The following is a 12,568-nucleotide window of genomic DNA, read 5'->3' on the forward strand; positions in this document are numbered from 1 at the left end:
GTCGGCGTTACTCTTTCGAGACCGGCCCGACGAAGTTGGTGTCGAAGCTCGGACCGAGCGCAAAGCTCTTGAGGTTCTTGCGCAGCCCGGCTACTTCCAATTGCTGATGGATGATGACGAAGGGGCTGGTGTCGAGGACCTTCTGCTGCAGATCCTTGTACATATCAGCGCGCTTGCCCGCGTCCTTCTCCAGGAGTGCTGCTTCCGTTTCCTTGGTCAGGTCCGGAATGTCCCAGGAATTGCGCCAGGCGAGTGTATGCGACTTGCCGGCATCCGAATTGTCAGGGTTCGAGGCAAAGGTCTGGGCGTTGGAGTTCGGATCGAAATAGTCCTGGCCCCAATTGCCGATATAGATGTCGTGGTTGCGGGCGCGGTATTTGGTCAGCGTCTGCTTGCCGTCGCCCGGAATGATCTCCAGCTTGATGCCGGCCTGGCCGAGCGTCTGCTGGATCGATTCCGCCATCCCGGTGGTCGGCTGGCCGGTGCGTACGTCCATGGTGACGCTGAAGCCATCCGGCAGGCCGGCCTTGGCCAGCAATTCCTTGGCCTTGGCGACATCAAGCTTGAAGGGATTGTCATCCACGGCGCCGAGGTCGCCCTTGGGCAGGAAGGACTGGTGGATTTCGCCGATGCCCTTGAGGATGGTCGAGCTCAGCGCATCGTAATCGACAAGGTATTTGAAGGCCTGGCGGACCTCGGGCTTGGCGAGGTTCGGGTTCTTCTGGTTGAGGCTGATATAGTAGACCGTGCCTTTCGGCGCGCTGGTGGTGGTGAGCTTGTCGTTCTTGGCGATGGCGTCGAGATCATTCGGCTCGAGATTGCGGGCAACGTCGATGTCGCCGGCTTCGAGTGCCAGGCGCTGCGCCGAGCTCTCCTTCATGTTGCGGTAGATGACGCGGGCGAGCTTGGCCTTTTCACCGTGATAATTGTCGTTGCGCTCCATGACGACGGCTTCGTTGGCACGCCACTCACGCAGCTTGTAGGCGCCGGAACCGGCATAGCCGGTCTTCAGCCAGGCGTTGCCGAAGTCATTGTCCCATTTGTAGTCGGCGGTGGGCGCTGCCTTGACGACGTGCTCCTTGACCAGCTTGCCGTCGACGACCGAGGCGACCGTCGCCGACAGGCAGTTCAGGACGAAACTTGGCGCGTAGGCCTTGTCGACAGTGAACTGGAAGGTGGTGTCGTCGACCGCCTTGGCCTTTTCGGTGACGTTGTCGCCGCTGATGCCGAACTGGTCGATGATGAAGGCGGGGCTCTTGTCCAGCTTGACGGCGCGCTCGAACGAGTAGGCAACATCGGCCGCTGTGATCGGGTTCCCGGAGGCGAATTTCAGGCCCGGCTTGAGCTTGAACGTATAGGTCAGGCCGTCGTCGGAGACGGTCCAGCTTTCGGCGAGATCGGGCTTGACCTTGGAGGTGTCGCTGAGATCGAGGCGGACAAGAAGGTCATAGGTGTTGCCGGTGACTTCGGCGGTCGACAGCTCGAACGCCTCGCCCGGATCCATCGAGATGATGTCGTCGATGGCAAAGCCTTCGACAAGTGTGTCGGCGGGGGTGACCGCGCCAGCCGGAGCTCCGGCCAGAAGCAGTGCCGACATGGCTGCGCCCGCAAGCAGGATGCGGGATCGTAGAGCAAACTTTTCCATCATCATGATGATTGTTCCCTGTTTTGTTGACCTGAGTTCCCGGCTCAGGATTGTGGTGTTCTTTTCGGGGCCGGCAACGGCCCTCGACCACTTACCGTCGTGGTTTTTGTCCAATTGGTCAACAGCATATCCGGCGGCCTTGTGGCGGGCAACGAGCATTTATGCGACGGCCCGGTGAACCAGCGCGATAAACCAGAATGGCGGGCTGAGTGCCAAGGCGCGCGCACGCCAATCAAGGCTTGCGAACAGGGAGAATCCCCCCGTTCTGAATTATTTCAGCGCGGTGACCAGGCCGGCGTCGGGAAAGCAGGTTGCGGGCTGGCCATTCTTGGTCTGCCACGTGCCGATCGAGCGGCGCGTCTTGAAGCCGGGCAGGCCGTCGGCGCTGCCGACATCATACCCCTTGGCTTCCAGAGCCCGTTGCAGGGCGGCGATGTCGGAGCGGTGAAGATCGCCGACCGGGCCCCAGCTACCGGAAAAATTCTGATCGCCGTTGGCGATTCGGTCGGCGCCATGGCCAATGAACAGCGCGTAGAGGTCGCTGGTGTTGTATTCTTTCAGCACGTAGAAATTGGGGGTGGCGATAAAGGCCGGGCCGCTGCGGCCGGCCGGCATCAGCAGGAAACCTTCCGCCTTCAGCTCGCTGACCGGGAACGCTTTGCCGCCGACGCGCTTAATGCCCATGGCGGCCCATTGCGAAATCTTCTTTCCCTGGTCCGGGCCCTCCAACGAACAGGAGACGCTCTCGGGCACGGTCACCTCGAAACCCCAGCCGCGTCCCCTCACCCAGCCATAATGGACAAGGTAATTGGCGATCGAGGCCAGCACGTCAGGGGTCGAATTCCAGATGTCGGCGCGGCCGTCGCCGTCGAAATCGACGGCATGCTTGAGAAAAGAGGTCGGCATGAATTGCGGCTGGCCGAGCGCACCAGCCCAGGACGATTTCATCGCGCCGACCGGGGCCAGCCCGCGCTCGACGATCTCCAGCGCCGCCAGCAGCTCGATGCGGAAGAAATCCTTTTTCGTCGACATGAACGCCTTGGTGCCCAGCACCTCGAAGGCGTCGTAGGGCATCTTCGCCGCGCCGAAGCCGGTCTCGCGACCCCAGATCGCCAGGAGTATTTCGCCCGGCACGCCATAGCGCTTCTCGATCGCGGCAAGCGTGCGGGCATTGGCGGCTTCGCGGGTGCGTCCGCCCGATGTCACCGCACGAACCGTCTTCTCGGCAAAATAGGTGCCGGGCGAGCCGAACTCGGCCTGGTGCTGCTTCTGCGGCGTCTTCGGCTTCTCGCCCGGCACGACAAGGTCGGGGAGATTGACATTGGGCTTGATGCCTTTGAACGCGGCGTCGAACGTGTTTTTGGAAATGCCTTTCGCCTTGGCGTCGGGCCAGAGATCGGTTTGGAGCCAGGCGCGGAACTGATCGTCGATCTTGGCGGCGGATGCGGGGATGGTGAGGAAGACGGCGAGGAGTGTGGCCAGAAAGAATGCACAGCTAAATTTGCGAACGTCGCGCTCTGTGGCGCGCACCACCAGCTTCGATGGAGGCGTAGTCATCGTGCGCATCCTCCCCGCCAACCTTGTCAAAACACCGTCCGCGAGCGCAGCGCGGCGGCCAGCGTGCCTTCGTCGAGATAGTCGAGTTCGCCGCCGACCGGCACACCGTGCGCCAGCCGCGTTATCTTGACCTCGAAGCCGGAGAGCTGATCGGTGAGATAGTGCGCCGTGGTCTGCCCCTCGACCGTCGCGTTGACGGCGAGAATGACTTCCTTCACCTCTCCGCCGGCGATACGGTCGATCAGCGAGCGGATGTTGAGCTGATCGGGGCCGATGCCGTCGAGTGGCGACAGCGTGCCGCCGAGCACGTGGTAGCGTACATTCATCGCTGCTGCCCGCTCCAGCGCCCAGAGATCCGAGACGTCCTCGACGATGATCAGGGTGGCGGCATCGCGGCGTGGGTCCGTGCAGATCATGCAGGGGTCCGAGGTGTCGACATTGCCGCAGGTCGAGCAGATGCGCACCTTGTCGGCGGCTTCGCCCATGGCGGCGGCGAGCGGCGACAGCAATTGTTCCTTCTTCTTGATCAGGTGCAATGCCGCGCGCCTGGCCGAACGGGGGCCAAGCCCCGGCACCTTGGCCAGGAGCTGGATCAGGCGTTCGATCTCGGGACCGGCGATTCGCTTGGACATCGCCCTGATCTAGGATTTTTCAGCGCGCTTTGAAACATCCCGCATCCGCGCATAGCCCGCCATCCTGCCATTGCGGGTTTGCGACACGCATCAATTGGTTTCGAGCGGCCTGCCCTGGCTGACGATCATGGCGCCGATGGCGTCGGTGTTCTCAGGCGTCGACTGGAAGCCCATCGCCGCCTCTTGCGGCTCACCCTGGACCGAGGAGATGACCCTCGTGTTCAAGGCTCCGCCAAAACGGGCGGCATCGGGCTCTTCCATGGGCTCCTGCATCGCAACTTCCATCGGCTTCGCCGAAACCCTTGCGGACTTTGTCGTCGGCGTGGCGGATGCCGTCAGATAGGTCTGCTGAGCGGGGGCGGTGCGGGCGGGCGAAGGCTTCGTCGCCGGTTCCGCCGCGGCGGCCATGTAGACCTGCTGTGCCGGAGCGGTGCGAGCGGTTGCCGTCTTGCTGAGGCGTGACGGTTCCGCCGCAGCGGTCATGTAAACCTGCTGTGCCGGCGCGGTGCGAGCGGTTGCCGTCTTGCTGGGGCGTGACGGTTCCGCCGCTGCGGTCATGTAGACCTGCTGTGGCGGAGCATTGCGAGCGGTCGCCTTGGCGGGGCGCGTCTCGACGGACGCAACACGCGTCGCGGGCACTCCCGGCAAGGTGGCCGGCGGCTCGGCGGAGGCTACCATCGGTTCGTCGGGCAGCGGCTGCCAGTTGCGGCCGCGCTTTTCGTAGAAGGCATTGCCGCCGGCAACCATGGTGTAATGCATGTTCTTGTAGGGGAAGCGCAGACCGGCGGTGTGGAAATACATCGTGTTCTTGAGCTTGGCCTTGCGTTCGCCCTTGAGCACGGCATCGGCCGCCTCCTCGACATCGGGCATTGCGCGCGAATTCATCGGCCTGGTCATGACGCCCGGCGCGAACTGTCCGGGTTCACCGACCACTTCGCAGATGGTGCTGCCATGATTTCCCGAGCGCAGCCGGTTCATCACCACCGTGCCGACGGCGATCATGCCGTCGCGGCTTGACCGGTTGGATTCGAAGAACATCGCCCGTTCCAGGCATTCCCTGTCCTTCGGCGTATGGCTGTAGGCGCGCGAACTCAGGAAGCTCGGCGTGATGGCGTCGGTCAGGCTGGCTACGGACATGCCGTGCGAGGTGGTCTGGCTGCAAGCGGCCAAGAAAAGGGGAGACGTGATGACGCCGAGCAACAGCGGCGCCTTCCATCGCGTAGCAATCAACAGGTAACCCTCTCACTTCAATGCCCGCCCCCAGGCTGCGGCAAGAATGAGACACTTTCGGGCAAAATGATGGCCAAAACGTTATTAACGACGGACTGTTGCCGAATTGACACAAATTGAGGCTTTCCAGATAGATCGAGCCGTCGTTTCACACAGACGATGACCGCTCTCTCTTCGTTTCGCCGCAATTCCCTTGGGTAAACGCGATGCGCTTTTCCCCGGAAAACCGAGCGAAGCTTTGCCGGAACAGGCTATCGCCCGGCGGCGATTGCGGCCGGCTGGCCGGGTTCGACCTCTTCGATCTTCTCCGAAAACAGGCCTCGCCTGAGAAACAGCGCCCGCGCCTCCCTGGCGGTCGGCGCGATCTTGCCCGGCCAGTCGCTGTCGATGAACTCGGCCTTGGTAAAATCAGGATTCGTTTCGGAGGCCGCCTCCAGGAACTCGGCGATTTCCAGCACGATCGCGCGTTCGTCCTTCGAAAGCGCCGACGTGCCGGCCTCGATCGAAGGGCGGTGCACGAAATCCTCGAAGAGATTGAAGTAGCCCTTGATGCCGACGAGATCGACACCCGCATCGCAATCGGCGAGAATTTCCAAAATCTCGTAGATCCTGTTGCGGATACGCTGCTCGATCAGTCTTTCGGATGGCTCGTCGATCATGAGCACACCGAACGCTAGAAGGGCAGTTTCATTCCCGGCGGGATGGGCAGGCCGGCGGTCAGCGCCTTGGTCTTTTCCTGCATGATCTGCTCGACCTTGGCCTTGGCGTCATTGTGCGCGGCGAGAATCAAATCTTCCAGGATTTCGACCTCGTCTTCCTTGAACAAAGACGAGTCGATCTTCAGCGACTTCATGTCGAACTTTCCGCTCAGCGTGACGCTGACCAGGCCGCCGCCGGCCTGGCCGCCAGCTTCGACCGTGGCGATTTCGTCCTGCATGGCCTGGAACTTGGCCTGCATTTCCTTCGCCTTGCCCATCAGGCCGAGAAGATCTTTCATGGTTCCGATCCTTTGCGGATTGTGCTGGATATCAGGGTTCGTCGTCATCTGCCGGCGGCTCGACCGGCATTTCGGCCTCGCTTGCGTCGGCGTCCGGCGTGTCGGGAATGCGCACATCGATGATCTTGGCGCCGGGAAAGCGAGCCAGGATGGCAGCCACGGTCGGGTCGTTCCTGGCATCGAGGAAGGCGTTTTCACGCTTCGTCGATTCCATTTCGGCCAGCGTCTGGCCGCCCTCTTCCTTCGACAGCGACACCAGCCAGCTGCGGCCGGTCCAGGCGCGCAGTTTCGTCGTCAGCTCGTTGAGCAACATCTTGGGCGCATCATCGGTCAGGCTGACGTCGATGCGGCCAGGCTCGATGCGCACGAGGCGGATGCAGCGCTTGACCAGTACCTTGAAGGCGATGTCGCGCTGCGCGTCGGCAAGGGCAACGATGTCGGCCAGCGATTTCAGTGGCGCGGCTTGCGTCTCCGGCGCCGGCTGCGGGGGCGCGACGAAGGCGGCCGGAGCGGGCGTGGCCTCGACCAGCCGCATGGTCTGCGCGCCGCCCGACCCGCCAGGCATGCGCGTCTGCGCTACGGCGCTGGCGCCACTGCCGCCAGCACCGCCATTGCCGGGGTTCACGGGCGCACCGTTCGGGCGCGGCGCGGCGCCAGTTGCCGAGGCGCCGCTCTCCAGCGATCTCAGCGCCTCGTCCAATGTCGGCAGGTCGGCAGCGTGCGCCAGCCGGATCAGCACCATTTCGGCGGCACTGACCGGCCGGTTGGACGACTGCACCTCGGGAATGCCCTTGAGCAACATCTGCCAGGTCCGCGACAGCACGCGCACCGACAGCGCCCTGGCGAAATCGGCGCCGCGCTGGCGCTCGTCCTGCGACAGGGAGGCATCGTCCATTGCGGTCGGCACGAAGCGCAGCCGGGTGACGAGGTGGTTGAACTCGGCCAGATCGGTGAGCACGGCGGCTGGATCGGCGCCGGTGTCGTATTGCGCGCGGAACTCGCCGAGTGCCGCCGCCACATCGCCCTTCATCACATATTCGAACAGATCGACGATGCGGGCGCGGTCGGCAAGGCCCAGCATGGCGCGCACGGCCTCGGCGCTGACCGAGCCGGCGCCATGGGCGATCGCCTGGTCGAGAATGGAGAGCGAATCGCGGGCGGAACCTTCCGCCGCGCGCGCGATCATGGCCAGCGCGTCGTCGTCGACCGAAATGCCTTCCTTGCCGGCGATCGAGGAGAGATGCGCGACCAGCGCGCCGGCGTCGATGCGCCTGAGGTCGAAACGCTGGCAGCGCGACAAGACGGTGATCGGAACCTTGCGGATCTCGGTGGTGGCGAAGATGAATTTGACGTGCGGTGGCGGTTCTTCCAGCGTCTTCAACAGGCCATTGAAGGCCTGCGTCGACAGCATGTGCACTTCGTCGATGATATAGACCTTGTAGCGGGCTGAAACCGGCGCATAGCGCACGCGCTCGATGATGTCCCTGATGTCGTCGATACCGGTGTGCGAGGCGGCGTCCATCTCGATGACGTCGACATGGCGGCCTTCCATGATCGCCTGGCAATGCTCGCCAAGCACGGCGAGGTCGACCGACGGCTGGTCAATGGTGGCGGTTTTATAATTCAGGGCCCGCGCCAAGATGCGCGCGGTCGTGGTCTTGCCGACGCCGCGCACACCGGTCAGCATCCAGGCCTGGGCGATGCGGCCGGTGGCAAAAGCGTTGGTGAGGGTGCGCACCATCGGCTCCTGGCCGACCACCTCGGAGAAATTCGACGGACGGTATTTGCGCGCCAGCACGCGGTAGGCAGCGGCCTTGCCCGTCGCCAGACTATCCGTCCCCGAATTTCCGGCTTCGCTCATTCGCCCGTTAAGCTCCAAAAGGCCGCGCCCGAAGGCGCCGATTCCTGCGCATAGTCTCGCCCGCGCTGCAATGCGTCGTCAATGTCGCGAGGAGGGTCGATGAGGTGGGAGGCTGGAACAATGACCCGTTCCGGGCTCGTTAGGGCTGCTTCCTTCCGGACCTGACCCGGTTGGCGAGTGGATCGTCCACCACCAACCTCCCGCTGTCCATATCGGCAATTGCGCGACGAAATGCAAGTGCGCAGGCAAATCGGCACCACGAACCACGAGATTCGCTTGCAGCCCCGATGCAGCCGTTTTAGCGTTCAGGGTTTGATGAAGCCAAGAAAAGCAAGGGAAACGCCGATGCTGCCGGGCCTGAAGGCCGGATTCACGCTGGATGCCCGGCTGGAGGCCGACAGCGAGCAGTTGATGTGGCTTGGGCTGTGCGAATTGCGGGTGATGAACGACCGCCGCTGGCCATGGCTGCTCCTGGTGCCGCAGCGGCCGGGCGCGGAGGAGATCCACGACATGACGCCGCTCGACCAGGCGATGCTGACCTTCGAGACCAATATGGTGGCGCAGGCGCTGAAGAAGGTGAGCGGCTGCACCAAGATCAATACCGGCGCGCTCGGCAACGTCGTGCGCCAACTGCATGTCCACATCGTCGGACGATCCGAGGGCGATCCCGGCTGGCCCGGCCCGGTGTGGGGGCATGGCCTGCGCGAGCCCTATGAGCGTTCCGACCTGCGCCGGTTTGCCGAAACGATAAGGGCGGCGCTATAAGCCTTCCCGTGACTATCCCAAGCAAGTCCATCCCAAAGCACCAGAGTCCACATGAGCTTCCGCCTGTTTGACGCGCCCTTGCGCGAGCCGAGCCAGTTCGTCGGCTTCGCCGGCAACACGATCGACCGGCAATCGGAGAACCGCGCCGACGATTCGGTCGACAAGGCGCTGGCTGATCCGACGACACGGCTGCTTTTGATGAATGGCGGCCGGCTCCACCTGAAACTGGCGGATGGCGGTTTCGACCCCTGGTACCGCGTCGCCGAGAGCGAGCCCTTCAGCCCTTCCTTCGACCAAGGCGTACTGCTCGGCTTTTCCGAACAGGGGCCGGTGCTGGCGGTGCTGGCGGGCATCGGTGCCGAACAGCTTCCCGAAACCGTCAAGGCGATCGATTACCGCTCGGTCTACATGCAAGGGCTGATCGACGACGCCGCCGCCGGCGCGATGGCGCAAGGGGCGGCCCTGCTCGCCTGGCACGCAAGCCACCGCTTCTGCAGCAAATGCGGCGCCGAATCGCAGATGCGGGCGGGCGGCTACAAACGGCATTGCCCGAATTGCGGCACCGAGCATTTTCCGCGCACCGACCCGGTGGCGATCATGCTGACCGCGACGCGGGAGAAATGCCTGCTCGGGCGCGGCCGGCATTTTGGGCCAGGCATGTATTCGGCGCTTGCCGGCTTCATCGAGCCCGGCGAGACGATTGAGGCGGCGGTCCGCCGCGAAACGCTGGAGGAGGCGGGCATCCGGCTCGGCCGCGTCGTCTACCATGCGAGCCAGCCCTGGCCGTTCCCCTATTCGCTGATGATCGGATGCTTCGGCGAGCCGCTCAATGAAGACATCCAGGCCGATCTCAATGAATTGGAGGACTGCCGCTGGTTTTTGCGCGACGAGGTGCGCCTGATGCTGGAGCGTACGCACCCCGACAACCTGGTCACGCCGCCGAAAGGCGCCATCGCGCACCACCTCATCCGCGCCTGGGTCGACAGCGAATAGCGAATATCGAAGTCATTGCAGGAGAGACAAATGATCCGTCACACCGTCGTCTTCACGCTGAAGCACCCGCCCCACTCGCTGGAGGAAAAGCGGTTCCTCGTCGACGCCAGGAAAATCCTCTCGGCGATCCGGGGCGTCACGCATTTCGAGCAATTGCGGCAGATCAGCCCCAAGAACGACTATCAGTTCGGCTTCTCGATGGAGTTCGCCGACCAGGCCGCTTACACTAGGTACAACGACCATCCCGACCACGTCGCCTTCGTGCGCGACCGCTGGGTGCCGGAGGTCGAAACCTTCATGGAAATCGACTATGTGCCGTTGGGCTGGTAGCTCAATCCGCCACCTTCCACTGCTCGCGTGACTGGCTGGCCGGATAGACGCCGAGTATCCGCACTTCGCGCGAAAAGAAGCGGAGCTCATCCAGCGCCAGCTTGACCAGCGGATCGTCGGGATGGCCTTCGATGTCGGCGTAGAACAGCGTCGCCGTGAAGGCACCCAATTGGTAGCTCTCGAGCTTGGTCATGTTGATGCCGTTGGTGGCGAAGCCGCCCATGGCCTTGTAGAGCGCGGCCGGCACGTTGCGGACGCGGAAGATGAAGGTCGTCATCATCTTGACGTCCGGTGCCGGGCGCTCTGCCCATTGTTTACTCTTGGTCAGGACGACGAAGCGGGTGACGTTGCTGTCGGTGTCCTCGACATTCTCCTCGATAATGTCGAGCCCGTAGAGCGTCGCGGCCAGCGCCGGGGCTAGCGCGGCCATGGTGCGATCCTTGACCTCGGAGACCATTTTGGCGGCGCCCGCCGTGTCCCCCGCGACTACTCCCTTCCACCCATTCTTGCGGATGTATTTGCGGCACTGGCCGAGCGCGTGGATGTGAGTGTGCACGGTCTTGATTTCGTCGCGCTTGACGCCCGGCAGCACCATCAGCTGAAAATGGATCGGCAGGAAATACTCGCCGACGATGTGCATCCTCGATTCCGGCAGGAGATGGTGGATGTCTGCGACGCGTCCGGCGATGGTGTTTTCGATCGGGATCATGGCGAGATCGGCCTTGCCGGTCTCGACGGCATTGAATGCGTCCTCGAAGGTCGGGCACGGCAACGGCTCCATCGAGGGATAGACGTTGCGGCAGGCGGTGTCGGAATTGGCGCCCGGCTCGCCCTGGAAGGATATTCTGTTGGTCTTTTCAGGCATGCTGATATCTCAATTTGAAAGGATTTCCCTGGCACGGTCCAGGTCTTCAGGCGTGTCGACGCCAAGCGGCAGCGACCGGACGATCTCGGCGTCGATGCGCATGCCGGCTTCCAGCGCCCGGAGCTGCTCCAGCCGTTCGCGGCGCTCCAGCGGCGACGGTTTCAGCGCGACGAAACGCTCGAGCGCGGCGCGGCGATAGGCGTAGAGACCGACATGGTGATAAAGCGGCCCCTCGCCCCAAGGTGCCGTGCCCCGGGTGAAATAAAGCGCCCGCAGCCGTGTGCCGGAGAGCGGTGAACCGATAATCTTGACGACGTTGGGATTGGTCTTTTCCTCCTCGCGGACGATCTCGACGCCGAGCGTGGCGATGTCCACCGCCTTGTCTTCGAACGGCCTGAGCGAGGCGGCGATGATGGCGGGATCGATGGTCGGCAGGTCGCCCTGCACATTGACGATCGTTTCGACCTTGCCCCCGGGATCAAGCGCCAACAGAGCTTCATGGATACGGTCGGAGCCGGATTCGTGGTCGACGCGCGTCATGACGGCCTCGAAACCGTGCGCGCGCACAGCTTCGGCCACGCTTTGCGTGTCGGTCGCCACCACCACCCGGCCAAGCCCGGCTTCGGCCGCGCGGCGGGCGACGTGAACGATCATCGGCGCGCCCGATATGTCGGCCAGCGGCTTGCCCGGCAGGCGCGTCGAGGCCATGCGGGCCGGTATCAGGATCAGGGTGGACATCAGTCTGGCAAGGCGTTCAAAAAGAGGAGGGGAAAAGTGGCAAAAGGTCTCACTGGCAGCGCCCTTATAGGTGTTGCAACGCCCGAGCAAAAGACCTAGTTTCCGCCCGATTTGACCGGCTCTGGAGGGCAGGTCTCGATACCGACGGACGGAGTGGACGGATCAGTCCGCCGGAAAAGGGAGCAAGGGGCGAATGGATTCCAACGAAGTCAACAAACTGCTCGCCGGATTGCTCGGAACCGTTTTCGTCGTTTTCTCGGTCGGGCTGGTGTCGGACGCGCTGTTTGCCTCGCCGGCCCCGGAAAAGCCTGGCTTCGCCATCGAGGCAGCGGAACCCGCCGAAGGTGGCGCCGCCGCACCGGCAGCAGCCGAAAAGCCGATCGCCGACCTCTTGGCCAGCGCCAGCGTCGACCAAGGCGCTGCCATCTTCAAGAAGTGCCAAGCGTGCCATTCCGGCGAAAAGGGCGGTCCCAACAAGGTCGGCCCGGATCTCTGGGATCTCGTCGACCGCCCGGTCGCAGAGCATGAAGGCTTCGCCTATTCGGCCGGCATGAAGGAATTCTCCAAGGGCGGCAGCGAGAAGTGGACCTACGACAACATCAACCACTTCATCACCTCGCCGAAGAAATTCGTGAAGGGCACGGCGATGGGCTTCGCCGGCCTGCCGAAGGAAGAAGACCGCGCCAACGTCATCGCCTATCTGCGCACGCTGTCGGACAATCCCAAGCCGCTGCCGGCGCCGGGCGCCGCTGCGGACGCCTCGGCGCCCGCCAAGCCGGCCGGTGGAGCCGCCCCGGCGAAGCCCGCTGACGGCGCCGCACCGGCCAAGCCTGCGGCACCAGCCGCTCCGGCAGCACCAGCTCCCGCTGCACCGGCCAAATAACCAGATTTTATCTCGACGATCTTGAAAAAGCCGGGTTCAGCCCGGCTTTTTTGTTGAGAAAATGCCTGGTGC

Annotated in this window: 13 protein-coding genes and 1 other RNA gene; 4 read left to right on the forward strand and 10 right to left on the reverse strand. The window is 63.4% G+C overall.

The genetic code is table 11. From position 1 onward, the window contains the following. Positions 1-7: 7 nt before the first annotated feature. The 8 genes from C7I87_RS12515 to ffs form a co-directional block, all read right to left on the reverse strand. Positions 8-1,651 (reverse strand): ABC transporter substrate-binding protein, encoded by a 1,644-nt coding sequence (locus C7I87_RS12515; protein ID WP_149904489.1) that lies wholly within the window; start codon positions 1,649-1,651, stop codon positions 8-10. 264 nt (positions 1,652-1,915) lie between these two features. Beyond that, positions 1,916-3,202: a lytic murein transglycosylase gene (locus tag C7I87_RS12520; protein ID WP_149904490.1), complete on the reverse strand. Its 1,287-nt coding sequence runs from the start codon at positions 3,200-3,202 to the stop codon at positions 1,916-1,918. A gap of 26 nt (positions 3,203-3,228) precedes the next feature. Next, positions 3,229-3,834, reverse strand: a complete 606-nt coding sequence (gene recR / locus C7I87_RS12525; protein ID WP_149904491.1) for a recombination mediator RecR — start codon at positions 3,832-3,834, stop codon at positions 3,229-3,231. 90 nt (positions 3,835-3,924) lie between these two features. Beyond that, positions 3,925-5,064 carry a cell wall hydrolase gene (locus tag C7I87_RS12530; protein ID WP_149904492.1) on the reverse strand — a complete coding sequence of 380 codons (1,140 nt, stop codon included), beginning with the start codon at positions 5,062-5,064 and terminating at the stop codon, positions 3,925-3,927. 251 nt (positions 5,065-5,315) lie between these two features. After that, positions 5,316-5,723 carry a hypothetical protein gene (locus C7I87_RS12535; protein ID WP_149904493.1) on the reverse strand — a complete coding sequence of 136 codons (408 nt, stop codon included), beginning with the start codon at positions 5,721-5,723 and terminating at the stop codon, positions 5,316-5,318. Between the two features lie 14 nt (positions 5,724-5,737). Next, a complete protein-coding gene (locus tag C7I87_RS12540; protein ID WP_149904494.1) occupies positions 5,738-6,061 on the reverse strand; it encodes a YbaB/EbfC family nucleoid-associated protein in 324 nt (107 codons plus the stop codon). 31 nt (positions 6,062-6,092) lie between these two features. Then, positions 6,093-7,922 carry a DNA polymerase III subunit gamma/tau gene (locus C7I87_RS12545; RefSeq protein ID WP_149904495.1) on the reverse strand — a complete coding sequence of 610 codons (1,830 nt, stop codon included), beginning with the start codon at positions 7,920-7,922 and terminating at the stop codon, positions 6,093-6,095. Between the two features lie 104 nt (positions 7,923-8,026). Then, positions 8,027-8,123: signal recognition particle sRNA small type (gene ffs, locus C7I87_RS12550), an RNA gene on the reverse strand. A gap of 144 nt (positions 8,124-8,267) precedes the next feature. Here ffs and C7I87_RS12555 point away from each other — a divergent pair. Genes C7I87_RS12555 through C7I87_RS12565 form a run of 3 tightly spaced genes read left to right on the forward strand, consistent with a single transcriptional unit; the run spans position 8,268 to position 10,010 of the window. Further along, positions 8,268-8,687 (forward strand): HIT family protein, encoded by a 420-nt coding sequence (locus tag C7I87_RS12555; protein ID WP_149904496.1) that lies wholly within the window; start codon positions 8,268-8,270, stop codon positions 8,685-8,687. Positions 8,688-8,738: 51 nt separating this feature from the next. Then, a complete protein-coding gene (gene nudC, locus C7I87_RS12560) occupies positions 8,739-9,680 on the forward strand; it encodes an NAD(+) diphosphatase (RefSeq protein WP_149904497.1) in 942 nt (313 codons plus the stop codon). Between the two features lie 30 nt (positions 9,681-9,710). Then, positions 9,711-10,010 (forward strand): Dabb family protein, encoded by a 300-nt coding sequence (locus C7I87_RS12565; protein ID WP_140757914.1) that lies wholly within the window; start codon positions 9,711-9,713, stop codon positions 10,008-10,010. 1 nt (position 10,011) lies between these two features. Here C7I87_RS12565 and C7I87_RS12570 read toward each other — a convergent pair whose 3' ends face one another. After that, complete coding sequence (locus tag C7I87_RS12570) at positions 10,012-10,875, reverse strand: prephenate dehydratase (protein ID WP_149904498.1); 864 nt, start codon at positions 10,873-10,875, stop codon at positions 10,012-10,014. Between the two features lie 9 nt (positions 10,876-10,884). Next, entirely contained in the window at positions 10,885-11,613 is a 729-nt protein-coding gene (locus tag C7I87_RS12575) for a 3-deoxy-manno-octulosonate cytidylyltransferase (RefSeq protein ID WP_149904499.1), read from the reverse strand. Between the two features lie 193 nt (positions 11,614-11,806). On the opposite strand from C7I87_RS12575, the gene C7I87_RS12580 reads away from it, so the two are divergent. Then, entirely contained in the window at positions 11,807-12,496 is a 690-nt protein-coding gene (locus C7I87_RS12580; RefSeq protein WP_149904500.1) for a c-type cytochrome, read from the forward strand. The last annotated feature ends 72 nt before the right edge of the window (positions 12,497-12,568 follow it).

Origin of the sequence: Mesorhizobium sp. SARCC-RB16n, assembly GCF_008520305.1 — a bacterium.
In the GTDB taxonomy this organism is placed as follows: Bacteria; Pseudomonadota; Alphaproteobacteria; order Rhizobiales; family Rhizobiaceae; genus Mesorhizobium.